The organism is Amycolatopsis sp. NPDC005961, from assembly GCF_040629235.1.
In the GTDB taxonomy this organism is placed as follows: Bacteria; Actinomycetota; Actinomycetes; order Mycobacteriales; family Pseudonocardiaceae; genus Amycolatopsis; species Amycolatopsis camponoti.
The window spans coordinates 1-21,871 of sequence record NZ_JBEXVF010000031.1; the positions used below are offsets into that span (position 1 = coordinate 1).

25 protein-coding genes and 1 tRNA gene are annotated in these 21,871 nt (G+C 71.1%); 14 read left to right on the forward strand and 12 right to left on the reverse strand.

The window, feature by feature from the left end; all coding sequences use genetic code 11:
* Positions 1 to 1,051, reverse strand: a 1,051-nt coding sequence (gene lysA / locus ABZ342_RS25855) for a diaminopimelate decarboxylase (RefSeq protein WP_360477798.1), incomplete at its 3' end; no start/stop codon positions are given.
* A 3-nt stretch (positions 1,052 to 1,054) separates the two neighbouring features.
* A complete protein-coding gene (gene argS, locus ABZ342_RS25860; protein ID WP_360477801.1) occupies positions 1,055 to 2,710 on the reverse strand; it encodes an arginine--tRNA ligase in 1,656 nt (551 codons plus the stop codon).
* Positions 2,711 to 2,906: 196 nt separating this feature from the next.
* On the opposite strand from argS, the gene ABZ342_RS25865 reads away from it, so the two are divergent.
* Positions 2,907 to 3,734 carry a DUF3105 domain-containing protein gene (locus ABZ342_RS25865; RefSeq protein WP_360477804.1) on the forward strand — a complete coding sequence of 276 codons (828 nt, stop codon included), beginning with the start codon at positions 2,907 to 2,909 and terminating at the stop codon, positions 3,732 to 3,734.
* Positions 3,731 to 4,441: a DUF305 domain-containing protein gene (locus ABZ342_RS25870; protein WP_360477807.1), complete on the forward strand. Its 711-nt coding sequence runs from the start codon at positions 3,731 to 3,733 to the stop codon at positions 4,439 to 4,441. Before ABZ342_RS25865 ends, ABZ342_RS25870 begins: the two co-directional genes overlap by 4 nt.
* On the opposite strand, the gene ABZ342_RS25875 is transcribed toward ABZ342_RS25870, so the two are convergent.
* Positions 4,442 to 5,362 carry a cation diffusion facilitator family transporter gene (locus tag ABZ342_RS25875; RefSeq protein WP_155541249.1) on the reverse strand — a complete coding sequence of 307 codons (921 nt, stop codon included), beginning with the start codon at positions 5,360 to 5,362 and terminating at the stop codon, positions 4,442 to 4,444.
* Positions 5,363 to 5,516: 154 nt separating this feature from the next.
* Positions 5,517 to 5,936, reverse strand: coding sequence for a MarR family transcriptional regulator (locus tag ABZ342_RS25880; RefSeq protein WP_155541248.1), 420 nt, complete (start codon positions 5,934 to 5,936; stop codon positions 5,517 to 5,519).
* Between the two features lie 106 nt (positions 5,937 to 6,042).
* Here ABZ342_RS25880 and ABZ342_RS25885 point away from each other — a divergent pair, with 106 nt between their 5' ends.
* Positions 6,043 to 6,873, forward strand: coding sequence for an SDR family oxidoreductase (locus ABZ342_RS25885; RefSeq protein WP_360477812.1), 831 nt, complete (start codon positions 6,043 to 6,045; stop codon positions 6,871 to 6,873).
* Here ABZ342_RS25885 and ABZ342_RS25890 read toward each other — a convergent pair.
* A complete protein-coding gene (locus ABZ342_RS25890) occupies positions 6,870 to 7,970 on the reverse strand; it encodes an epoxide hydrolase family protein (RefSeq protein WP_360477815.1) in 1,101 nt (366 codons plus the stop codon). The genes ABZ342_RS25885 and ABZ342_RS25890 overlap by 4 nt on opposite strands.
* A 150-nt stretch (positions 7,971 to 8,120) precedes the next feature.
* Here ABZ342_RS25890 and ABZ342_RS25895 point away from each other — a divergent pair.
* Positions 8,121 to 8,193, forward strand: a tRNA-Arg gene (locus ABZ342_RS25895).
* Positions 8,194 to 8,423: 230 nt separating this feature from the next.
* Here the strand turns inward: ABZ342_RS25895 and ABZ342_RS25900 are convergent.
* Positions 8,424 to 8,846, reverse strand: coding sequence for a MarR family winged helix-turn-helix transcriptional regulator (locus ABZ342_RS25900; RefSeq protein ID WP_155541245.1), 423 nt, complete (start codon positions 8,844 to 8,846; stop codon positions 8,424 to 8,426).
* 92 nt (positions 8,847 to 8,938) lie between these two features.
* Between ABZ342_RS25900 and ABZ342_RS25905 the strand changes: the two genes are divergently transcribed.
* The 3 genes from ABZ342_RS25905 to ABZ342_RS25915 are packed head-to-tail and all read left to right on the forward strand — an operon-like array spanning position 8,939 to position 10,889.
* Entirely contained in the window at positions 8,939 to 9,724 is a 786-nt protein-coding gene (locus ABZ342_RS25905) for an alpha/beta hydrolase (RefSeq protein WP_360477818.1), read from the forward strand.
* A 17-nt stretch (positions 9,725 to 9,741) separates the two neighbouring features.
* Entirely contained in the window at positions 9,742 to 10,497 is a 756-nt protein-coding gene (locus ABZ342_RS25910; RefSeq protein ID WP_360477821.1) for an MBL fold metallo-hydrolase, read from the forward strand.
* Positions 10,494 to 10,889 (forward strand): putative quinol monooxygenase, encoded by a 396-nt coding sequence (locus ABZ342_RS25915; protein WP_360477824.1) that lies wholly within the window; start codon positions 10,494 to 10,496, stop codon positions 10,887 to 10,889. Before ABZ342_RS25910 ends, ABZ342_RS25915 begins: the two co-directional genes overlap by 4 nt.
* A 30-nt stretch (positions 10,890 to 10,919) precedes the next feature.
* On the opposite strand, the gene ABZ342_RS25920 is transcribed toward ABZ342_RS25915, so the two are convergent.
* A complete protein-coding gene (locus tag ABZ342_RS25920) occupies positions 10,920 to 11,513 on the reverse strand; it encodes a hypothetical protein (protein WP_360477827.1) in 594 nt (197 codons plus the stop codon).
* A complete protein-coding gene (locus ABZ342_RS25925; protein ID WP_360477830.1) occupies positions 11,510 to 12,388 on the reverse strand; it encodes an AraC family transcriptional regulator in 879 nt (292 codons plus the stop codon). The genes ABZ342_RS25920 and ABZ342_RS25925 overlap by 4 nt, the downstream gene beginning before the upstream one ends.
* A gap of 81 nt (positions 12,389 to 12,469) precedes the next feature.
* Between ABZ342_RS25925 and ABZ342_RS25930 the strand changes: the two genes are divergently transcribed.
* Entirely contained in the window at positions 12,470 to 13,384 is a 915-nt protein-coding gene (locus ABZ342_RS25930) for an MBL fold metallo-hydrolase (protein WP_360477833.1), read from the forward strand.
* A 61-nt stretch (positions 13,385 to 13,445) separates the two neighbouring features.
* The gene (locus ABZ342_RS25935) at positions 13,446 to 13,721 is read left to right on the forward strand and encodes a YggT family protein (protein WP_360477836.1); all 276 of its coding nucleotides are present in this window, start codon (positions 13,446 to 13,448) and stop codon (positions 13,719 to 13,721) included.
* On the opposite strand, the gene ABZ342_RS25940 is transcribed toward ABZ342_RS25935, so the two are convergent.
* On the reverse strand, positions 13,718 to 14,380 hold the full coding sequence (locus ABZ342_RS25940; protein WP_155541238.1) for a TetR/AcrR family transcriptional regulator: 663 nt from the start codon (positions 14,378 to 14,380) through the stop codon (positions 13,718 to 13,720). The two genes, ABZ342_RS25935 and ABZ342_RS25940, sit on opposite strands and share 4 nt — an antisense overlap.
* A gap of 114 nt (positions 14,381 to 14,494) precedes the next feature.
* Here ABZ342_RS25940 and ABZ342_RS25945 point away from each other — a divergent pair, with 114 nt between their 5' ends.
* From ABZ342_RS25945 to ABZ342_RS25955, 3 genes are all read left to right on the forward strand, one after another.
* Positions 14,495 to 15,685 carry an FAD-dependent monooxygenase gene (locus ABZ342_RS25945; protein WP_360477840.1) on the forward strand — a complete coding sequence of 397 codons (1,191 nt, stop codon included), beginning with the start codon at positions 14,495 to 14,497 and terminating at the stop codon, positions 15,683 to 15,685.
* Positions 15,686 to 15,754: 69 nt separating this feature from the next.
* Positions 15,755 to 16,741 carry an MCE family protein gene (locus ABZ342_RS25950; RefSeq protein ID WP_360477842.1) on the forward strand — a complete coding sequence of 329 codons (987 nt, stop codon included), beginning with the start codon at positions 15,755 to 15,757 and terminating at the stop codon, positions 16,739 to 16,741.
* A 22-nt stretch (positions 16,742 to 16,763) separates the two neighbouring features.
* Entirely contained in the window at positions 16,764 to 17,114 is a 351-nt protein-coding gene (locus tag ABZ342_RS25955; protein WP_360477845.1) for a YciI family protein, read from the forward strand.
* On the opposite strand, the gene ABZ342_RS25960 is transcribed toward ABZ342_RS25955, so the two are convergent.
* From ABZ342_RS25960 to ABZ342_RS25970, 3 genes are read right to left on the reverse strand one after another with little or no spacing between them, the layout of a single operon-like run.
* Positions 17,101 to 17,922: a class I SAM-dependent methyltransferase gene (locus tag ABZ342_RS25960; protein ID WP_360477848.1), complete on the reverse strand. Its 822-nt coding sequence runs from the start codon at positions 17,920 to 17,922 to the stop codon at positions 17,101 to 17,103. The two genes, ABZ342_RS25955 and ABZ342_RS25960, sit on opposite strands and share 14 nt — an antisense overlap.
* 19 nt (positions 17,923 to 17,941) lie before the next feature.
* Positions 17,942 to 18,673: a class I SAM-dependent methyltransferase gene (locus ABZ342_RS25965; RefSeq protein WP_360477851.1), complete on the reverse strand. Its 732-nt coding sequence runs from the start codon at positions 18,671 to 18,673 to the stop codon at positions 17,942 to 17,944.
* Complete coding sequence (locus ABZ342_RS25970; RefSeq protein WP_155541233.1) at positions 18,673 to 19,590, reverse strand: PAC2 family protein; 918 nt, start codon at positions 19,588 to 19,590, stop codon at positions 18,673 to 18,675. Before ABZ342_RS25970 ends, ABZ342_RS25965 begins: the two co-directional genes overlap by 1 nt.
* Positions 19,591 to 19,764: 174 nt before the next feature.
* Here ABZ342_RS25970 and ABZ342_RS25975 point away from each other — a divergent pair, with 174 nt between their 5' ends.
* Positions 19,765 to 20,277 carry a PH domain-containing protein gene (locus tag ABZ342_RS25975; RefSeq protein ID WP_360477854.1) on the forward strand — a complete coding sequence of 171 codons (513 nt, stop codon included), beginning with the start codon at positions 19,765 to 19,767 and terminating at the stop codon, positions 20,275 to 20,277.
* Positions 20,278 to 20,351: 74 nt separating this feature from the next.
* Positions 20,352 to 21,812: a PH domain-containing protein gene (locus ABZ342_RS25980; protein ID WP_360478019.1), complete on the forward strand. Its 1,461-nt coding sequence runs from the start codon at positions 20,352 to 20,354 to the stop codon at positions 21,810 to 21,812.
* Positions 21,813 to 21,871 lie beyond the last annotated feature (59 nt).

Consider the following 21,871-nt stretch of genomic DNA (forward strand, 5'->3'; position numbering starts at 1 on the left):
CGCCGAGCGAGACGTCCTTGATGGTGCCGACTTCGTACAGCGTGACCGTGCCGGGACCGGCGATGGCGCGGCCCGGCTCGCCGGCGATGCGCGGCACCGGCAGGCCCGCGTACGCGCACTCCTTGCGGACGATCTCGCGGATCTGCGTGATCATCTGCGCCGGCGGCGGCGGGTTGTCCTTCTCGGTGTAGGCGATGCCGAAGCCACCGCCGAGGTCGACCAGGATCAGCTGGTCGAGCAGCTCGGGGCCGTGCTCCTTCGCGAGGTCGGCGAGCAGCCCGACGACGCGGCGGGCGGCGACCTCGAAGCCGTCGGCGTCGAAGATCTGCGAGCCGATGTGGCTGTGCAGGCCGACGAGCTTGAGCGAGCGCGCGTTGAGCACCCGGCGCACCGCCTCCGCGGCGTCGCCCCCGGCCAGCGAGAACCCGAACTTCTGGTCCTCGTGGGCGGTCGCGATGAACTCGTGGGTGTGCGCTTCGACGCCGACGGTGACCCGGATGAGCACCGCCTGCACGACGTCGTGGCGCGCGGCGATGTCGGCCAGCCGGGCGATCTCGAAGTACGAGTCGAGCACGATCGTGCCCACCCCGGCGACAACCGCGGCCTCGAGCTCCGCGGGCGACTTGTTGTTGCCGTGGAAGGTGATCCGCTCGACCGGGAAGTCCGCGCGCTGCGCCACGGCGAGCTCGCCGCCGCTGCAGACGTCGAGGCTCAGTCCCTGCTCGGCCACCCAGCGGGCGATCTCGATGGACAGGAACGCCTTCGACGCGTAGTGCACGAGCGTCGGGTCGTCGAACGCCTCGGCGTAGTCGGCGCAGCGGGACTTGAAGTCGGCCTCGTCGACCACGAACAGGGGCGTGCCGTGCTTCTCGGCGAGCTCGCGGACGTCGACCCCGGCGATCCGGACGACGCCGTCGGCGGCGCGGAAGGTGTTGCGGGGCCACACCTTCGCGGGGAGCTTGTCGAGCTCCTCGGCCCCCGACGGCTGGAGCCCGGAGGTGTCGGCGTGGGGGTAGACGTCGGCGTGCCTGGGGCCCGCGGGGTGAGCCATTTCTTACATCCGTTCCGGAGCGGAGACACCGAGGAGCGCGAGGCCGTTCGCCAGGACCTGGCGGGCGGACTCGCACAGCGCGAGGCGGGCGTACGTCAGAGGGGTCGCCTCCTCGTCGCCCATGGGCAGCACCCGGCCCACGGTGTAGAACTTGTGGTAAGCGCCCGCGAGTTCTTCGAGGTAGCGCGCGATCCGGTGCGGCTCCCGCATTTCGGCGGCGCGACGCACGGTTTCCGGGAACTCGCCGATGGTGCGGATCAGGTCGCCCTCGGCGGGCAGCGTCAGGAGTCCGAAGTCGACGTCCGAAGTGGATTTGATGCCGAGGTCGGCCGCGTTGCGCTGCAGGGACGCCAGCCGCGCGTGCGCGTACTGGACGTAGTAGACGGGGTTGTCGTTGGAGTGCTTGCGCAGCAAGTCCAGATCGACGTCCAAAGTGGAGTCCACGGAGTAGCGGATCAGCTCGTAGCGGGCCGGGTCGACGCCGACGGCCTCGACGAGGTCCTCCATGGTGATCACGGTGCCCGCGCGCTTGGACATCCGCACCGGCTTGCCGTCGCTGACCAGGTTGACCATCTGGCCGATCAGCACCTCGACCGTCGCCGGGTCGTCGCCGAACGCGGCGGCCGCGGCCTTGAGCCGGGCGATGTAGCCGTGGTGGTCCGCGCCGAGCATGTAGATGCACAGGTCGAAGCCACGGTTGCGCTTGTCCTTGAAGTAGGCCAGGTCGCCGGCGATGTAGGCCGGGTTGCCGTCCTGCTTGATGACGACGCGGTCCTTGTCGTCGCCGTACTCCGACGACTTCAGCCACCAGGCGCCGTCTTCGAAGTACAGGTTCCCGGAGTCCTTCAGCTGCTGGACGGCGGCGTCGACCGCGCCGGACTCGTGCAGCGAGTTCTCGTGGAAGTAGACGTCGAAGTCGGTGCCGAACTCGTGCAGGCTCTGCTTGATCTCGGTGAACATCAGGTTGATGCCGATCCGGCGGAACGTCTCGTGCCGCTGCTCCTCCGGCAGCGAGAGCGCGCTCGGCTCGGCCTTGATGACCTCGGCGGCGATGTCGTTGATGTACCCGCCCGCATAGCCGTCCTCCGGCGCGGGCTCGCCCTTCGCGGCGGCGATCAGGGACCGGACGAACCGGTCGATCTGGGTGCCGGCGTCGTTGAAGTAGTACTCGCGGGTGACCTCGCCGCCCTGCGCGCCCAGCACCCGGCCCAGCGCGTCGCCGACCGCGGCCCAGCGGGTGCCGCCCAGGTGGATCGGGCCGGTCGGGTTCGCCGAGACGAACTCGAGGTTGATCTTCGTGCCGGCCAGCGCGTCCCCGCGGCCGAACGCGGCGCCGGCCTCGAGCACCTGGCGGACGATGTCGCCCTGCGCGGCCGCGGCGAGCCGGAAGTTGAGGAAGCCGGGGCCGGCGACCTCGGCCGAGGCGACGCCGTCGTCCGCGGAGACCGCTTCGGCGAGCGCTTCGGCGAACTCGCGCGGCTTCAGCCCGGCCTTCTTGGCCACCTGCAGGGCCAGGTTCGTCGCGTAGTCGCCGTGGTCGGGGTTGCGCGGGCGTTCGATGGTCACCTGCTCCGGCAGCACGGCGTCGTCGATGCCGCGTGCGGCGAGCACCTGCACGGCGGAGCTGCGGACCAGGTCGGCGAGAGCGGCGGGAGTCACTCGTCGAATTCTAGGTGTGCCCTGGTGGGGCGCTCGCATCGGTCTCGGCCACGTCACGGCGGGCATCCACGTGAGGCGTTAACGGTGATCAGACGGCCGGTCTCTACACTGGCCGGGGCGGGAATCCGTCCGCAGCCACCAGAGGGAGAACGCGGGAGCCATGGCGAACGGGACAACTCGGAAAAAGGGGTCGGCGGTGAAGGCGGCCCGCGGTTCCGTGGTGAGCAAGAAGGGCACGCCGTGGGGCACGATCATCGCCGTCGTGGCCATCGTCGCACTGGCCGGCGCCGTGATCACCTACTACATGGTGGCGTCCGCGCCGAAGCGTGAGCAGAAGGACCGCGAAGCCGCGGCCGCGTCGTTCGCGCCGACGGCGTCCGACCCGGACCCCTCCAAGCGCATCCCCGGCGTGGTGACGGCCACCTACACCGGCAGCGTGCACGTGCTCCCGACCGAGCGCGTCGCCTACGACAAGACCCCGCCGTTCGGCGGCCCGCACGACGGTTACTGGGCCACCTGCACCGGCACGGTGTACCCGAACGCCGTCCGGACCGAGAACATGGTCCACGCGCTGGAGCACGGCGCCGTCTGGATCGCCTACAACCCGCAGCAGATCACCGGGGACGCGCTGAACCTGCTGAAGGTCCGCGCCGAAGGCAAGCCGTACACGATGCTGTCGCCCTACCCGGGCCTCGACAAGCCGATCTCGCTGCAGTCCTGGGGCCACCAGCTGAAGCTGGACGCCGCCGACGACGCCCGGATCGACGAGTTCATCGCCGCGCTGCGCAGCAACCCGAACGGCGTCTACCCAGAGGTCGGCGCCTCCTGTGACGCCCTCGGCCCCGGCCAGTTCGACCCGGACAACCCGCCGCCGTTCGACCCGTCGAAGCCGGGCCCGGACGCCAAGGCGATGGACTACAAGGGCAGCACGGGTGCGCAGGCCGACCAGACCGGCGGCATGGGCCAGCAGCAGCCCGCTCCTTCGACCGGCGCCCCGGCGCCTTCGGCGACGCCCACCAAGTGAGCACCGAAGCCGACGTCGAGACCGACGCCCCCGAGCAGCCGACCTGGTCCCGCTGGGTGATCATCGGCGGGACGCTGCTCGCGGTGCTGCTCATCGGCGCGACGGCGGGGATGTTCCTCACCCGCACCATCGACGACGACCCCGCCGCCGCCACTCCGGCGGTGGGGTCGGTCGAGGTCGGTTTCTCCCAGGACATGTCGACGCACCACCTGCAGGCCGTCACGATGGCCGGCTGGGCGCGCGACCACTCGACCGACCCGGAGATCCGCCAGCTCGCCTTCGACATCGAGCGCACGCAGCTCGAGCAGGTCGGCCGGATGAAGGGCTGGCTCATGCTGTGGGACCAGCCGGAGCAGGCCATCGGCGCGCCGATGAAGTGGATGACCGAGCCGATGGCGGGCCACGACGGCATGGCGATGGGCACGTCCTCGGTCAACCCGGGTGCCGGTGCCCTGATGCCGGGCATGGCGACCGAGGCGGAGCTGGCCAAGCTGCGCTCGCTGTCGGGCAAGGAGCTGGACGTGTACTTCCTCCAGCTGATGCTCCGCCACCACCAGGGCGGCACGGCGATGGCCCAGTACGCGGCGTCGCACTCCTCGATGCCGGCGCTGCAGGCGCTGGTCCGCAGCATTCTTACGTCGCAAGGTGCGGAGATGGATCAGATGAAGCTGATGCTTTCGGGCCGGGGCGCGCAGCCGCTGCCTTAGCTACCAGCTGAGCTCCTGGCACCGCCGGGCGCAGTGCGGTGCCTCCACCTGCAGCGTCGCGTGCTCGATCGCGTACCGCGAAGACAGCAGGTTCTGCGCGTCCAGCAGCACGTCCGACTGCTGGGCGGGCGGCGCCAGCGTCAGGTGCGCCGAGGCGACCTCCATGCCCGACGTCAGCGTCCACACGTGCAGGTCGTGCACGTCCGCCACTCCCGGGAGCGCGGCCAGCTCGGCGTTGATCGCGCCGACGTCGACGCCCTGGGGCGCGTGCTGGAACAGGATGCGCAGTGCGCGGCGGGCCAGCGTCCACGTGCGGGGCAGCACGAACAGCCCGATCGCGACGCCGATGATCGGGTCGGCGTAGCGCCAGCCCGTCAGCAGCGTCAGCGCGCCGCTGATCAGCACGCCGACCGAGCCGATCAGGTCGGCCAGCACCTCGAGGTAGGCGCCGCGGACGTTGAGGCTTTCCTTCGCGCCCGAGCGCAGCACGGCGAACGACACGAGGTTGGCCGCGAGACCGGCCGTGGCGGCCAGCAGCACCGGCAGGCCGGGCACCGCGGGCGGGTCGCCGATCCGGCCGACGGCCTCGACGAGGACGTACCCCGCGACGCCGAACAGCAGGACCGCGTTGGCCAGCGCGGCCAGCACTTCGGCGCGGTAGAGCCCGAACGTGCGGCTGACCGTGGGGCCCGTGCGCCGCGCCAGGATGATCGCGGCGAGTGCCATCCCGACGCCGAGGACGTCGGTGAACATGTGCGCCGCGTCGGAGATCAGGGCCAGCGAGCCGGTCGTGAAGCCGACGATGAACTCGAGCACCATGAAGCCGAAGCCGATGCACAGGGCGATGGTCAGGCTCCGCACGTACCGGCCCGACGCGCTCGCCGGCGCGACCGCTTGGCCGTGCCCGTGGCCGTGTCCCATTACGCCTCCGTTCGCGGTTCACCGTCGGGGCCAAACATATAGTCAGATGCGCATATGTGCAACAGAGGGAACCCTAAGTTCACCCGTCCGAAAGCTACTCCCCGGGCTCGCGGCGTCCAATCCACCAGGCGGGGTTTCCCAATCGGCGGACCGGTCACGCTTCGACGTCGACCATCCGCCGCAGCAGGTCACGCAGGTGCACGCGATCGTCCGGGCCCAGCGCGGCGAGCGGTTCGGCCGCGAACCCCAGCGAGCGCCGGAAGTCGCGCGCCAGCACGGCTCCCGCGGGCGTGGCCACGATGTTCTTGATCCGCCGGTCGCGCTCGTCGGACCGGCGCTCGACGAGGCCGCGCGCTTCGAGGCGGTCGATGATCCCCGTCACGTTCGAGCGCTCGGAGTTCAGCTTCTCGGCGATCCGGTGCATCGGCAGCGGCTCTCCGAGCGCTTCGAGCACCTTGGCCTGCACCGTCGTCAGCCCCTGCGCGGCCGCCGCGGACTCGTAGGAGCCGACGAACCGGTCGACGATCCGCGCGAGCAGGGCGACGACGTCGTCGGTGATCGGGTCAGCGCTCATCCGCCGAGTGTAAGCCGATAGTTGACTACATGAACCATCCATGCCTATAGTCATTTTAGTTCACTACATTAATCATCATCCCCCTGAATCACATCGAGGTCCTCAGATGAGCAACGACCGCGTCGCCCTGATCACCGGCACGTCCACCGGGATCGGCCTCGCCACCGCGGTCCGGGCGGCCCGCGCGGGCTTCCGGACCGTCGCCACGCTGCGCGACCCCGCGCGCGCCGACCGCCTGCGTCGCGAGGCCGGCGACCTGGACCTGGACATCCGCGCGCTCGACGTGACCGATCCCGCGTCCGTCCGCACGGCGTTCGAGGGCGTCCTCGCCGACTACGGCCGGCTCGACGTGCTGGTGAACAACGCCGGCGCGGGGCACGTCGGCACGCTCGAGCAGGAGCCGGTTTCGGCGGTGCGCGAGACCATGGAGGTCAACTTCTTCGGCGTCGTCGAGACGACGAAGGCCGCGCTGCCGGCGTTGCGCGCGAGCGGCGGCCGCGTGATCACGGTGACCAGCATCGGCGGCGCGGTCGGCCAGCCGTTCAACGAGGCCTACTGCGCGGCGAAGTTCGCCGTCGAAGGCTTGATGGAGTCCCTCGCGCCGGTCGCCGCGGCCCAGGGCGTCACGGTGTGCGTCGTCGAGCCGGGCGCGGTCGCGACGGAGTTCGTGAACAACATCGGCGTCGGAGAACAGCTCTTCGCCGACGCCGGCCCCTACGCGGAGTCCCTGGGGAAGTACATCGCGAACGTCACGAACTCGTTCGAGGGCGCCCAGACGGCCGACGAGGTCGCCGCGGTGATCCTGGACGCGATGACGGCCGACGCACCGGCTTTCCGCATCCAGACGTCGAAGCAGGCCGAGGAGTTCGTCGGGCTCAAGTTCGCCGACCTCGACGGCTCGGCCGTCCAGCGCCTGACGACCGGCTGGCTCGCCTAGCGCACCAGCCGGAAGAACCCGCGGACCTGCTCGACGAACAGCCCGGGCTGCTCCAGCGCGGCGAAGTGCCCGCCGACGGGCAGCTCCTCGAACCACCGCAGATCCGGGTAGCGCTGCTCGGCCTGCCGCCGCGAGGGCCGCATGATCTCCTTGGGAAACACCGAAACCCCGGCCGGAACGTCCACAGTGGACAAGTCCCGGTCGTTGTTCTCCCAGTACATCCGCGCCGACGACGCCGCCGTCGCGGTGAACCAGTAGGCCGAGATGTCGTCGAGGATCTTCTGCCGGTCGACGGCGTCCTCCGGGTGGCCCTTGTTGTCGGTCCAGGCCCAGAACTTCTCGACGATCCAGGCGGCCTGGCCGGCGGGCGAGTCGGTGAGGCCGTAACCGAGCGTCTGCGGCCGGGTCCCCTGCTGGGCGGAGTAGCCGGCCCCGGAACGCCGGAACTCTTCGAGGTCGGCGAGGGCCCGCCGCTCCCCGGGCGTCGGATCGTCCTGCGTCATCCGCACGGGCGCGAAGTTGACGTGCACCCCGGCGACCCGCCCGGACCGCGCGAGGGCGTTCGTGATGGCGGCACCCCAGTCGCCGCCCTGGGCGCCGTAGCGGTCGTACCCGAGCTCCTGCATGAGCCGGTCGAAGAGTTCGGCAACCCGCGCGATCTTCAAGGCGGGCTTGTCGCTCCACCCGAACCCGGGCAGCGACGGAGCGACGACGTGGAAGGCATCGGCGGGATCCCCGCCGTGCTTCGCGGGATCGGCGAGCGGACCGAAGACATCGAGGAACTCGAGAACGGACCCGGGCCACCCGTGCGACAGCACGAGCGGCAGCGCATCCGGTTCCGGCGACCGCAGGTGCACGAAGTGCAGCCCGACCCCGTCGACCTCGGCCCGGAACTGCGGGAAGGCGTTGAGCCGGGCGGCGAACCCGAAGTCGTACTCCTCACCCCAGTCCCGGCAGAGCTCCTGGACATAGGCGAGCGGAACACCCTGCGACCAGTCCCCGACGGTCTCGGCCTCCGGCCACCGAGTCCGCCGAAGCCGCTCCCGCAGGTCGGCGACATCGGCTTCATCGAGAGAGACCTGGAACGGCTTGACCATCTCGGCTCCTTCAAGCGGGCTTCCCACGCTAGCGACGTCCCGGCGAAAGGATCAACTTTTATAGCTCTGACCAGCGGATCTTTTACTGGGGCCACCTGCCCGCGAGGGGTCCGGAGGATGCGCTAAGCTTTTGGAGTCGCCCAGCGATGGGCCCTCGTAGCTCAGGGGATAGAGCACTGCCCTCCGGAGGCAGGTGTCGCAGGTTCGAATCCTGCCGAGGGCACCTCTTTTGAAGCGGGAAACCGCTTCCCATTTCCGTTTTCACACTCCCAGCGGTTCTTCGACCACTCCGTCCGCACCCGATTCGTGCCCACGGCAGCAGGTCCGCGACGCACTCCCCGGCCGACGACTTGCGGCCAAAGATCTATCCGCACCCGCTCGGCGGCCTATCGCCGAAAGCGGGACAGCCACCGTCTCGCCCGCCGTTCTCCCACGACAAGCGGTCCGCCCCCCTCAAACCGTCGGGTCGGGACCGAGGGCGCGATCCAGCAGCTCGCCCAGCTGGTCGAGCTGCGCGCCCGACAGGTCGCGAAACGAGGACTCGGCGACGGCGTCCACCAGGCTCTGCCCCTCGGCGCGCAGGCGCGCACCCTCTTCGGTGAGCCGGTGCCGCACCGCCCGGCCCGGGCCCGGCACCCGTTCGATCAGGCCCCGCTCGGCCATCCGCGCGGCCAGCGAACCGAAGGACTGGTCGGTCTGGAACGTCAGCACCGCCAGGTCGTGCAGTGACGCGTCCGGCTCGCGGTGCAGGTGGCGCAGCGTGTCCCACTGCACGAGCGACAGCCCCAGCGGCGCCAGGGCGCGGCTCAGCGCGCGGTGGTGGCGGTACTGCAGGCGCTTCACAGCCAACGAGACATCACCGGGGCGGTACTTCATGCGTACACCCTAACCGGCCGGAGACAGCTTGCTTATCTAAGGAACCTTATATAAGGTTCCTTAGGTAGCGAGTCCACGACCGAGAAGGACCCATGGCGACTCTCCCCACGGCCGGCTCACTCCGGCCCACCCGCACCGAAACCCACACCGTCGGCACGGTCGAGGTGACCCTTCAGGACCGCGACCGCACCCGGCCGTTCCTGCTCCTGCACGGCGGCGGTGGCGTCGCCACGATGGCCGGCTTCGCCGATCTGCTCGCCGAGCGCACGCACTCCCGGGTGCTGCTGCCGACCCACCCCGGTTTCGGCGGCACCCCGAAGGACGACAGCCTGACCGGCGTCGCCGAACTGGCGCAGGCGTACGTCGCGCTGCTGGAGGAGCTCGACCTCACCGGCGTCACCGTGATCGGCAACTCCTTCGGCGGCTGGCTGGCCGCCGAGATCGCCCTGCGGAAAAGCCCGCGGGTCAGCGGCGCCGTGATCATCGACGGGGTCGGCATCGAGGTCGACGGCCACCCGCTGACCGACGTCAGCGGCCTCTCCCCCGCCGAGCTGCGCGCGCACTCCTTCCACGACCCGAGCAAGGCGCCCGTCCCGCCGGGCGGCGGCACCGGGCCCAGCCCGGACGTCCTGGCCCTGATCGGCTACACGGGCCCGGCCATGGCCGACCCGACGCTCGCCGACCGGCTCGGCGCCATCGACATCCCGGTCCACGTGCTCTGGGGCGAAAGCGACGGCATCGTCGACCCCGAATACGGGAAGGCCTACGCTGCCGCGATCCCGCTCGCGACGTTCACCCTGCTTCCCCGCACCGGCCACCTGCCCCAGGTCGAGACACCCGAAGAACTGCTGGGCGCACTGCTCGACCTCGGCAACTGACCTCCAGGAGAACCAGCATGAGCACCTCGTTGACCGTGACCCGGATCGGGCACGCCTGCCAGCTGATCGAGATCGGCGGGATCCGCGTCCTGACCGACCCGTGGTTCACCCAGGCCGCGACCTACTACCAGGGCGAACCGGTCAGCTCGGCCGTCGAAGCCCTCGGCCGTCTCGACGCGGTCGTCATCAGCCACGAGCACTACGACCACTGCGACCTCGACGCCCTCGTCACCGGCGGCTTCGACCTCACCACCCCGCTGATCGGCCCCGGCACGGTCGCGAAAATCGCGCGGGACAAGGGTTTCCGCGACGTCCGCGTCGTCGAGGCCTGGGAAGCCGCCACGGTCGGCGACCTCACCGTGACCGCCACCCCGGGCAAGCACGGCGTCCACGAAGTCACCTTCGTCCTCCAGTCCGGGGGCCGCACCGTCTTCTTCGGCGGCGACTCGCTGCGCGTCCCGGAGCTCGACACCATCCCGGACCGGTTCGGCCCCGTCGACCTGGCCATCCTGCCGACGAACGGCCTGTGCATCCGGCCGATGAACCTCGCGCAGGTGGTCATGGACGCCGAGGAAGCAGCCGGGCTGACCGCCGCGCTGAAGCCGGCGATGGCCGTGCCGCACCACTACGCCTTCCACAGCGGCCGCCTGGGCGACCAGATGATCACCAAGGGCGACCGGGACCCCCGGCACTACGCCGACGCGGTCGCCCGGCTCGCCCCGGAGATCGACGTCCGCCTGGTTCTGCCCGGGACCACGGTGGTGGTCCCGTGACCGACCGGCGGTTCACGCCCGAGGTCGGCGACGACCTCCCGCCCGGCGAGCGGCCGATGATCGCCGTCGTCCGGGCGATCCCCGGCCACGAAGACCGGCTCGCCGCCGCCATCGCGGTGCTCACCACCGCGGTGCGGCGCGAGCCCGGCTGCGTGGAATTCCGGTCGTTCCGGGACATCGGTGACCCCGGAACCTTTCACCTCTACGAGATCTACGCCGACACCGACGCGTTCCGGGCCCACCTCGAGACCGCGCACGTGGCGCACTTCTTCACCGAACTGGCCCAGCACAGCACCTCCGACGCCGGCGCGCTGACCCAGCTCGCCGAGTTGCCCGCACCCGGATCTCGGACCGTGCCCGCCGGTCACGCGAACGAAGACGACGAGCGGTAGAAATCCCCGCGGCCGCGGCCCAGGTGCGGCTCACTCTTCCGGCGGGGCCCCGCGCCAACGCCACCCTGCCTGCTTCGCGCGGCCCGGGACCTCTACCCGATCCATAGCCCACAACAACGCCGTCCACGGATCCAGGTCCGAGACGTCGCCCAGGTGCGGGAACAGCCGGGCCACCGTCCGCGCGCAGACCTCGCGTGGCGGATCCAGTGCCAAGTCGAGGCCACGGGCCACGTCTTCCCCGTGGACCAAGACCTCCGCGCAGCCCATTGCCGCGAAGCCACCCGGGTCCGCCGTGCCCGTCGGGTGGTACGCGCGGGCCTCCGGCGGGGACGTCCGGACCACCGCCGCGAGGATTGCGCTGCCCGCCAACGCGAACTCCAGCGCGTCGGCCGATGACGCATCCTTCGCCAACGAAGCCAGGAAAGGCAGGTACCCGCTCGGACGGCGTGAGACGAGCTGAGCCGCGTACGACAGCAAGCAGTCGCCGATGTGCTCCGCCGTGTGCCAGGCGTCCAGGTCGCCCGTGCCCGCCGCGGTCGTCCAGTCCTTCGACGCCGCCGGGCGCAAACCCCCGGCCAGGCTGGCGATGGCCGCGTCGAGATCAGCGGCGGAGACCGGCTTCATGATCGGGACCCCAGCCGGTAGCTTCCCGGCGCGGCACCGAACTCACGCTTGAACGCGTGCGAGAACGCGAAAGGCGAGCCATAGCCGACCTTCGACGCGATCGACGGCAGGGGAAGATCCGTGTCCTGCAACAGTCCCGCCGCCGTCGTGAGGCGCCACCACGTCAGGTACGCCATCGGCGACCGGCCGGTCAACGCGGTGAACCTGCGGGCGAGCGTCGCGCGGGACAGGCCTGCCTTGGCCGCCAGGTCCTCGATTCGCCACGGCGCCTCGGGGTTCTCGTGCAACGCTGCCAGCGCCGCCGCGATCGCCGGGTCGCGCAACGCCTGGGGCCAGCTCTCACCCGGGTTTCCCGCCAGCCACACGCGGATCAGGTAGACCAGCAACAGATCCAGCAGTCCCGTCAGGACCGTGGCCGAGCCCGGCCGGGAAGACGTCACCTCCGCGCCGAGCAGGTCGATCGCCGACCGCAGCTCCGGAGAACCGCCGACCCGGGCGGGGATGTGCACCACCTCCGGCAGGCTCGCCAGCACGGGATGGCGGCGCGCGCGGGACAAGCGGTACTTGCCGCACAGGAACTCCGTGCGGCCGTCCGGCTCGGGCACCGCCGTCTCGAACGGCACCGCACCCGACGCGTCCGGCCGCGACGACAGCGTGTGCGCGCTGCCGTGCGGGACCAGGACCGCGTCGCCCGCACCCAAGGCCACCGGCTCGCCGTCGGACGGGATCAGCCAGCCGGTGCCGCGCAGCAGCACGTGGAAGCCCGCGCCCTCGTACGGCGCGAAGCCGTAACACCACTCGGCGCCGGCGCGCAGCCGGTTCGACGTCGGCTGCCCGATCCGGACCGCCGCGATCGCGTCACTCAACAGGTCCACAGCACCACTATAAGACGTTCGCGCATCAAAATGAGTGATTGAAGCATTGGAATGCTCATTGATGAGCTGCAGAGTGGAGACATGCACATCGGTGACGTCGAAGTCGTGAAGGTCCTCGAGTGGCAGGGCGAGATCGCCCCCGCGCGGACCATCGTCCCCAGCCCGCCCGAGCTCTGGCAGGACAACGCGGACTGGCTCGCGCCCGACCACTGGAACCCGGAGACCGGGGGCTACCGCGGCACGGTCCAGACCTGGGTGCTGCGCAGCGAAGGACGCGTCGTCCTCGTCGACACCGGTGTCGGCAACGACCGGAACCGCCCGCAGATCCCGCTCTTCGACCACCTCGCGACGGATTTCCTCGACCGGCTCGCCGGCGCCGGTGTCCGGCCCGAAGACGTCGACGTCGTCGTCAACACCCACATCCACTACGACCACGTCGGCTGGAACACCTTGCGGCGCAACGGCGAATGGGTTCCGGCCTTCCCCAACGCCACCTACCTGATCCCCCGCGCCGACCAGACGTACTTCGACCCGCGCAACGCCCACCGGCGCCCTGCCCCGCGCACCGAGCACGACCGGCTGCGCCGCGAAGGCAGCCTGCTCGTCTACGCCGACAGCGTCGCGCCGGTGCTCGGCAAAGCCGTGCTGTGGGAGGGAAACCACCGCATCGACCGCAACCTGACGCTCGAACCCGCGCCCGGCCACACGCCCGGCTCGTCCGTCGTGCGCCTGGCCTCGGGCGGGGACCGCGCCGTGTTCGTCGGCGACCTGCTGCACAGCCCCGTCCAAATTCTCGAACCCCGGCACAGCAGCTGTTTCTGCGAAGACGAACAGCAGGCGGCCGTCACCCGGCGCCGCGTCCTCGAGCGCGCCGCGGACGAGCACGAGCTCGTCGTCCCGGCCCACTTCGCCGGTCCCGGCGCCGCCGAGGTGCGGCGCGACGGCAGCCGGTTCGCCATCAGCCGCTGGGCGGGCGATCCTGTCGAAAACCTGTGAACCGGACGGATCCGGCACCGCGGGGCACCTCCGGACGTTGTCAGGGGGACAAGGAGGAACCATGGGTGCACTAGGGACGCTGCTCGGCTTAGCGCTGAGCCTGTACCTGCTCGTGCTGATCGCGCGGATGGTGCTGGACTGGGTGGGGATGCTGGCCGACAGCCCGCCGTGGACGCGGCGGGCGCGGAGTCTCGCCTACTCGGCCACCGAGCCGGTCATCGGGCCGGTGCGGCGGGTCGTACGGCCGGTGCGGATCGGCGGGATCTCGCTCGACCTCGCGTTCACGCTGGTCTTCATCGGGGTGATCGTGCTGCGCGGAATCGTGTTCGCGCTCTAAAGGCTGCCGCGGAAGCCGGCCGCGAGCCGGTCGATGCCGCGCTCCAGCTCGGTGCGGACGCCGCGCAGGTCGATGCCGTCGGGGTCGATCAAGGCCTGCATCGAGATCCCGCGCAGCTGTGCCAGCATCGCCGACGCGTACGCGTCCGCGTCGCGGACGCCGGTGATGGACCCGTCCGCGACGCCGCTGGCCAGGGTCTGGGCGATGGCGAACCGGAACCGGCGGTCGGCCTCGGTCAGCGCGCCGCGCAGGGCCGAGTACTCGGCCGCCGCGTCGCCCCAGAGGGCCAGGAAGGCCTGGTTGAGCGTCGGCATCGTGCGGATCAGCTCGAAGATGATGTCGACCAGCGCGCGCAGCAGGTCCATCGGCGTCGCGGTGGCCGAGCCGGTCCGGGCCGCGACGGCCTCGCTGTAGGAGTTGGTGAACTCCTCGACGGCGTACTCGACCAGCCGCTTCCCGAGGCCGTCCTTGTCGCCGAAGTGCTGGAAGATGACCGACCGCGCGTAGCCGGAGCGGGCACAGACGGCCCCGATCTTCAGCCGGCCGAACCCCTCGTCGGCGATGAGGTGCGCGGCGGCGCTGAGGATGCGCGCCTCGACGGCGGCTTCCTCGCCGTCCTGCGGGATCCGGTCTTCGGCGGAGCGGTCCACGCGCGTCATGCTAGCCACTCGAACCGGACACCACCGGCCGAACGGTCAGCGGATCGTGCGCGGACCGTCAGCGCGGCCGGGCAGCTTGGGGTCGTCAAGCAACGACTCCGAGAGGAACTTCCGATGACCGCCAAGACCGTGCTCGTGTCCGGGGCCAGCATCGCCGGCCCGTCCGCGGCCTACTGGCTGCACCGCCAGGGCTACCGCGTGACCGTCGTCGAGACCGCGCCCGCCCTGCGGCCCGGCGGGCAGGCCGTCGACTTCCGGGGCGAGCAGGTGAAGCTCCTGAAGGCCATGGGCATCTTCGACGACGTCCGGCGGCTCGAGACCGCCATGGGCGACCAGACCGTGCTCGGCCTCGACGCGCGGCCCCGGCTCACCGTGGCCGGCGCCGCCTGGAGCGGGGAGGTCGAGATCCTCCGCGGCGACCTCGCGCGGATCCTTCACGACCACACCAAGGACTACACCGAGTACGTCTTCGGCGATCGCGTCACGAGCCTCACCGAGACCACCGACGGCGTCGACGTCACCTTCCGGCACGGCGCGCCGCGGCGGTTCAACCTCGTCGTCGGGGCCGACGGCGTGCACTCCGGGGTGCGGGCCGCCGCCTTCGGGCCCGAGCCGGACTTCCGGCGCGACCTCGGCTTCGGCATCGCCGGGTTCACCGCGCCGAACCACCTCGGCCTCGACCACACCAGCGTGATGTACAACGAACCCGGCCGCGGCCTGACCGTCGGCAGCCACCGGCTCCCGGACCGGCTGCACGTCAGCCTGGTCTTCGCCGCCGACGGCGTCGAGTTCCGCCGTCGTACCCCCGACGAGCAGCGCGCCCTGGTCGCCCAGCTCTTCGCGGACACCGGCTGGGAGACGCCGAAGCTGCTCGAGGCACTGCCGGGAGCGGACGACCTGTACGTCGACTCGATCAGCCAGATCCACCTCGACCGCTGGTCGAAGGGCCGGGTCGTGCTGCTCGGCGACGCCGCCTGGTGCGCCGGCCCCGGCGGGTCCGGCACCGGGCTCGCCATGATGGGCGCGCAGGTGCTGGCCGGCGAACTCGCGGCGGCCGGCGGCGACCACCTTACGGCGTACGCCAAGTACGAGGAGCGCCTCCGCAAGCCGGCCACCGTCGGGCAGAAGAACGGCAAGGGCTCGGGCAACTTCCTTGCCCCGCGCACCGCCGCGAAGATCCGCAGCCGCAACCGCGCCTACCGGATGCTGAGCACCCGGGTGTTCGGCAAGGTGTTCACCTGGATGACCGATCGCGCGGCCAACGCGCTGGAATATCGTGAGTACCCCGCGCTCACGTCCGCGTGAGGCGACGATCTTCGTCTCATCGGGGGACTCGGCTGGCGACCCGGCGTGGCGTACGTCACTCTTGACGCCATGTCAATACGTCGGGCCGCCGACGTCCCGGTCAGGACGGCGCTCATCGGCCTGACCGTCCTGGCCCTGGGCGTGCTCACGGCGCTCAACGCACGCTCCCTGCCGGTCATCGGCGACGGCACCACCTACGCCGCCGAGTTCAGCGAGGCGGCCGGGCTGTTCGAGGGCAACGACGTCCGCATCGCCGGCGTCGAGGTCGGCCGCGTTTCGGACGTCCGGCTGCGCGGCGACCGCGTGCTGGTTTCCTTCCGGGTCAAGGGCGCGTGGCTCGGCGACGCGTCGGGCGCGGCGATCCGGCTCAAGACCGTGCTCGGCCAGAAGTACCTCGCGCTGGACCCGCGGGGCGAGGGGACGCTCGACCCGGGACAGCCGATCCCGCGGTCGCGCACGACCGTGCCTTACGACGTACTGACGGCCTTCGGCGAGCTTTCGTCCACTGTGGACAGCATCGACACCACCCGGCTGGCGAAGAGCTTCGACACGCTGTCGGCGACGCTCGCGAACACGCCGCAGAGCGTCCGGGCCGCGCTCACCGGACTGTCGCGGCTGTCGGACACACTCGCCTCCCGCGACCAGCAGCTCGCCACCCTGCTGGGCAACACGCGGGTCGTCTCGCAGACGCTCGTCGACCGCGATGCCGCCGTGCAGCGGATCTTGGCCGACGGGAACCAGCTGCTCGCCGAGGTTAACGACCGTGAACAGGCGATCAGCTCCCTGCTCGACGGCTCGCGCCGGCTCGCCACCGAGCTGTCCGGGCTGATCGGCGACAACGACGCGCAGGTCGGCCCGCTGCTCACCCAGCTCGACCAGCTGACGTCGATGCTGCAGCGCAACCAGGACTCGCTCGCCGCCGGCATCCGGGGGTTCGCGCCGCTGGTCCGGCTCGGCACCAACCTCACCGGGAACGGCCGGTGGGTCGACGGCTACCTGTGCGGGCTGCTCCTGCCGTCGTTCGGCCCGCTGAACGAAGGTGGCTGCCACGGCTGAGCCCGCGTGGCATGCTGGCGCCGTGCGATACCTGCTCCTGCTGTGCGGTGACGAGTCCGCGGCCGCGGCGGCCGGCCCCGAGATGGCCCGGCGCTGCCACGCATGGGCCGCCGAGGCCGAACGGCGCGGCGTCCGGCAGGGCGGCACGGGCCTGCACCCGCCGGCCGAGGCGAAGACGATCCGGGTCCGCGACGGCGAAGTGCTGCTGACCGACGGCCCGTTCGCCGAGACCAAGGAGCAGGTCGGCGGCTACAACATCCTCGAGTGCGCGGACCGCTCGACGGCGCTCGAGGTCGCGTCCCGGCATCCGTGGGCCGAAGTCGGCACGCTGGAGCTGCGCGAGATTCCCGACGGGCCGCCTACGGCTTCGTGATCTTCACCGTCACCTGGTTGTCGCTGTAGGTGTAGGCGACATAGTCGAACTCGACGCCGGTGCGCTCGACGTACTCCGTCCAGGCGCGGTACTCGTGCCGCTTCCAGCCGGGGAAGTTGAAGAACTCGTCGAAGTGCACGATGCTGCCCGCGCGCAGCCGCGGCCCGCACAGGTCGAGCACGGTCTTCGCGGAGCTGTAGAGATCGCCGTCGACGTGCAGGAAGTCGACGGGCTTTTCGTGCGTCTCGAGAAAGCCCGGGAGGCTGTCGGAGAACAAGCCGACGACCAGTTCGGCGCCGGGGACGTCCGGCAGGTCGTCGCGGGCGAAGGCGCCGGCGGGCATGCCGTTGAGCCATGCCTCGGGCAGCCCGTCGAAGGAATCGAAGCCGTAGACCTCCCGGCCGCCCCGGGCACGGGCGATCGTCCGCAGCGTATTGCCGGACGCGACGCCGAACTCGAGCGCCATCCCGCCTTGCGGCGCCAGGGAAAGCGCGTACTCGAGTGTCTCCTTCGGACGGCCGAAGTGCCGGGCGCCGACGAGGTTCTCGCGGGCGAAGACGTTGCTCTCCAGCGCGGCGTCCTGGTCGCCGGCGTAGACGATGTCACGCCGGCTGCGGATCTCGAACTCCACCACCCGATCGAGGACTCGGTCACCCTGACGGACGATCTCCTCACGGAGCTCGGTGGCCATCCGGTTCAGCTGATCGGTGTACGGATCGTGCACTTTCGCGGCAGCCTGGTGCAGCAGGTTACCCAGGGTGCGCCGCAGGATTTTCGTTACGGGTGAACGGTTTTTCGTGTCGTTCATCTCGGGACGGTACCTCGGCTCAGGTCAGGATGAGCCGGAACCCCGCGTCCCACTCCGTCCGGTCCAGCAGCTCCGTGTGGTCGGCGTGCCAGCGTCCCGATTCCAGGTCGACTCGCAGCCGGGCGATCCCGCGCTCGACGGCCGCGGGCGACGTCTGCGCGAGCGCCGAGCACGATCGCCGCACCGCCGGGTCCAGGTACGCCTCCGGGCGGCGCCAGTGAGCCGGGAAGACGCCGTCGGTGAAGTCCCACGGCACCGGCAGCCCGATCACCGAGGACGCGCCGAGGAAGGCCGCGATCTCCGGCGCCGACGGCCGGGACGACTCCAGCGAAGCGACCTCCGGCACGTACTCCCGCACGAGCCAGAAGTCGTTGTGCAGCGCGGTGTCGTAGGCGAGGACCACCTGACGGCGCGCGACCCGGCGAAGCTCGGCGAGACCCCGTCGCCAGTCCCGCCAGTGGTGCACGGTCAGCACCGCCAGCGCCGCGTCGAACGCACCGTCGGCGAACGGCAGCGCCTCCGCGATCGCACGCACGACCGGCGCGGCACCCGGAGCCCGCTGCCGGATCATCTCCGCCGACGGTTCCACCGCGACGACCTGGCGGCCGGGCGGCTCGTAGGACCCCGTCCCGGAGCCGACGTCGAGCACGGAAGCAGCGGGGCCGAGCGCGTCGAGCACCGGCGTCAGCCAGCGCGGGTCGGTGCGTCTCCCCCGCGCGTAGCCGATGCCGATCTCGTCGTAGCGCGTCATCAGCGCTCGGGTCCGTCGCCGCCGTTCTGCTCGGCCAGGAACCGCTCGAACTGGGACCCCAGCTCCTCCGCGGTCGGCATGTGCTCGACCGACTCCGCGAGCAGCGAACCCCGCTCGGACGCTTCGATGAACGTGTCGTACTGCCGCTCGAGTGCGCGGACGACGTCGGCGACCTCGTCGGACTCGGCGACCTGGCGGTTGATCTCGGCGTCGGCCAGCTCCGCCGCCGCACGCAGCTCGCCCTCGGCCAGGCTCAGCCCGGTCGAGCGGCCTAGCGCGTCGAGCACGACCAGCGACGAGGCCGGGTACGTCGACTGCGCCAGGTAGTGCGGCACGTGTGCGGCGAACCCGACGGCGTCGTGGCCCCACTCGCCGAGCCGGTACTCCAGCAGCGCGGCCAGGCTGCCCGGCACCTGCAGCCGGTTCGGCAGCGGCTGGTGCTCGCCGACCAGGTCCTTGCGGGTCGCGTGCGCGGTGACCCCGAGCGGGCGGGTGTGCGGCGCGCCCATCGGGATGCCGTGGAAGCCGGCCGTGAGCCGGACGCCCCAGCGCTCGACCAGGTTCCGGACGGCGCGGCAGAACCGCTCCCAGTCGTGGTCCGGCTCCGGGCCGGACAGCAGCAGGAACGGCGTGTCGTCGGCGTCGTGGAGCAGGTGGACGACCAGTTCCGGCGCGTCGTAGTCCTCCCAGTGGTCCACGGCGTAGGTCATCGTCGGCCGCCGCGAGCGGTAGTCGATGAGCCGGTCCACGTCGAAGCGCGCGATCACCCGGTGCTCGCCGCCGAGCAGGTGCTCGGCCAGCAGACGGCCCGCCGAGCCGGCGTCCATGAACCCTTCGAAGTGGTGCATCAGCACCGCCCCGGTCAGGTCGGGGACGTCCGAGTCCACCTCGTACAGGTCGTCGGGATCGAGTCCCACCGGATCCTCCTGCTCTCCTGCATGCCAATCCTTCAAGCACAACACACCCCGGCGGCGAATCCATTCCTCCGACGGTGTGGCCGATCGTAACGGCATGCGACCCGGGACCGGACCGGATCGGCATCGTGACACTTGTCGTGGGCACGCAAGGCGCCGATCGGGCACGCTTGACCTGTGAGCGAACACAGCACGAATACAGTGGCGCCGCGGCTGCGGCCGCCCGCGCACCAGGTCAGCCGCCGGGCCATCGGCTACTGGGCGGCAACCGCCGCGCTCCTCTGGATCGTGCTGATCGGGGTGCAGACCGTCATCGTCGTGACCAGCGACGATCCGCCGGCGTTCCTCGACGTCACGCTGGTGATCTCGTGCGTGCTCGCGCCGCTGCACCTGATCGTGATGCCGCGGTGGCGCTACCGCGTGCACCGCTGGGAGGTCACCGGCGAGGCCGTCTACACGCAGGCCGGCTGGCTGAAGCAGGAGTGGCGGATCGCCCCGGTGTCGCGGATCCAGACCGTCGACATCGAGCGCGACCCCTTCGAGCAGCTCTTCGGGCTGGCGAAGATCACCGTGACGACGGCGTCCGCGGCCGGCCCGCTGCGCATCGCGGGCCTGGCGCACGGCCGCGCGCTGGAGCTGGCCGACGAGCTCACGAAGACGACGCAGGCGGTCCGGGGAGACGCGACGTGAGCAGCCCCGAAGTCGTCGTGACCCCGCCCGCCGAGGGCACGCCGGAGGCGCCGTGGCACCGCCTCGACCGGCGCATGCTGCTCATCCGGCCGGTGCTGGACCTGGTGCGGTCGCTGCCGGTGCTGCTGGGCGCGCTGCTCGTCGGCCGCGGCGAGCCGTGGCAGTGGATCGGCCTGGTCTTCACCGCGATCGCCGTGTTCACCGGCGTCTCGCACGTGCTGACCTCGCGGTACCGGATCACCGAGACGCAGGTGGAGTGGCACACCGGGCTGCTGCTGCGCAAGCAGCGGGCCGTGCCCCGCGACCGGATCCGCACGGTCGACGTCACCTCCGAGCCGAAGCACCGGCTGTTCTCGCTGGCCGCGGCGCGGATCGGCACCGGGCGGCACTCCGGCGGCAAGGGGCCGGGCAAGGACGAGCTGGTCCTCGACGCCGTCACGATCGCGGAAGCCCAGCGGCTGCGGACGCTGCTCTTACGCCGTAAGGCTGCTACCCCCTCCGAAGAGGCCTCCCCGCCGCCGGAGCAGCTGGTGGCCGCGGTCGACAAGAAGTGGCTGCGGTACGCGCCGTTCACGCTCTCGGGCATCGCGGTGGTCGGCGCCGCCGTCGGCACCGTCTACCACTTCGCGCACGAACTGCACTTCGACCCGATCCAGTTCTCGCTGGTCCAGACGGTCGTCGGGCACTTCGCCGACACTCCGACATGGGTGAGCCTGGTGCTGGCCGCCGCGGGACTGCTGGTGCTCGTCTCGCTGCTGTCGATCGGCGGGTACGTGCTGTCGTTCTGGAACTTCCGGCTCACCCGCGAACCGGCGGGCACGCTGCACATCCGGCGCGGCCTGATCACGACGCGCTCGGTGTCGATCGAGGAGGACCGCCTGCGGGGCGTGGAGATCCGCGAGCCGCTGCCGCTGCGGCTGGCCGGTGGCGCCCGCTGCGTCGCCATCGCCGGTGGCCTGCGCGAGGGCAAGGGCGCGGACAAGAGCGGCGGGCTGCTGCTCCCACCCGCGCCGCTCGCGAAAGCGCACGAGGTCGTCGCGGAGGTGCTCGGCGAGGACCCGGTCGCGACGCCGCTGACGCCTCACCCGCGCCGGGCGCTGTACCGGCGGCTCTCCCGGGCCGTCGTCAGCGTGCTGCTGCTCGCTGCCGCGTTGTACGGCCTCGCGTGGCTCGGCGCGCTGCCGGACTGGCCGTGGCAGGTCGCGCTCGTGCTCGTGCCGGTCGCCGCGCTGGTCGGCTGGGACCGCTACCGCGGCCTCGGGCACGCCTTCACCGGCCGCTACCTGGTGACGCGCTCGGGTTCGCTGGACCGCGGCACCGCGGCGGTCCGCTGCGACGGCATGACGGGGATCGTCGTCGAACGCTCGTACTTCCAGCGCCGCGCCGGGCTGGTCACGATCATCGCGCCGGTCGCCGCGGGCAAGGGCCACTACCGCGTGCTCGACGTCGGCGAGGCCGACGGGCTCGCGCTCGCCGACCGGGCCGTTCCCGGTCTGCTGACCCCGTTCTTGACCGATCAGCGGGATCGAGGTTGACGCTCCACCCGTCCGGTTCGTAGCGTGAAACCCGCCGTCCGACACCTCGACCGCAGTTC

Coding starts and splice junctions, on each gene's coding strand:
- ABZ342_RS25930 (WP_360477833.1), top strand. CDS start 12,470: ATGCACATCGGTGACGTCGAAGTCGTGAAGGTCCTCGAGTGGCAGGGC.
- ABZ342_RS25885 (WP_360477812.1), top strand. CDS start 6,043: ATGAGCAACGACCGCGTCGCCCTGATCACCGGCACGTCCACCGGGATC.
- ABZ342_RS25905 (WP_360477818.1), top strand. CDS start 8,939: ATGGCGACTCTCCCCACGGCCGGCTCACTCCGGCCCACCCGCACCGAA.
- ABZ342_RS25940 (WP_155541238.1), bottom strand. CDS start 14,380: ATGACGCGCGTGGACCGCTCCGCCGAAGACCGGATCCCGCAGGACGGC.
- ABZ342_RS25980 (WP_360478019.1), top strand. CDS start 20,352: ATGCTGCTCATCCGGCCGGTGCTGGACCTGGTGCGGTCGCTGCCGGTG.
- ABZ342_RS25875 (WP_155541249.1), bottom strand. CDS start 5,362: ATGGGACACGGCCACGGGCACGGCCAAGCGGTCGCGCCGGCGAGCGCG.
- ABZ342_RS25945 (WP_360477840.1), top strand. CDS start 14,495: ATGACCGCCAAGACCGTGCTCGTGTCCGGGGCCAGCATCGCCGGCCCG.
- ABZ342_RS25965 (WP_360477851.1), bottom strand. CDS start 18,673: ATGACGCGCTACGACGAGATCGGCATCGGCTACGCGCGGGGGAGACGC.
- ABZ342_RS25950 (WP_360477842.1), top strand. CDS start 15,755: ATGTCAATACGTCGGGCCGCCGACGTCCCGGTCAGGACGGCGCTCATC.
- ABZ342_RS25900 (WP_155541245.1), bottom strand. CDS start 8,846: ATGAAGTACCGCCCCGGTGATGTCTCGTTGGCTGTGAAGCGCCTGCAG.
- ABZ342_RS25960 (WP_360477848.1), bottom strand. CDS start 17,922: ATGAACGACACGAAAAACCGTTCACCCGTAACGAAAATCCTGCGGCGC.
- ABZ342_RS25890 (WP_360477815.1), bottom strand. CDS start 7,970: ATGGTCAAGCCGTTCCAGGTCTCTCTCGATGAAGCCGATGTCGCCGAC.
- ABZ342_RS25935 (WP_360477836.1), top strand. CDS start 13,446: ATGGGTGCACTAGGGACGCTGCTCGGCTTAGCGCTGAGCCTGTACCTG.
- ABZ342_RS25920 (WP_360477827.1), bottom strand. CDS start 11,513: ATGAAGCCGGTCTCCGCCGCTGATCTCGACGCGGCCATCGCCAGCCTG.
- ABZ342_RS25910 (WP_360477821.1), top strand. CDS start 9,742: ATGAGCACCTCGTTGACCGTGACCCGGATCGGGCACGCCTGCCAGCTG.
- ABZ342_RS25880 (WP_155541248.1), bottom strand. CDS start 5,936: ATGAGCGCTGACCCGATCACCGACGACGTCGTCGCCCTGCTCGCGCGG.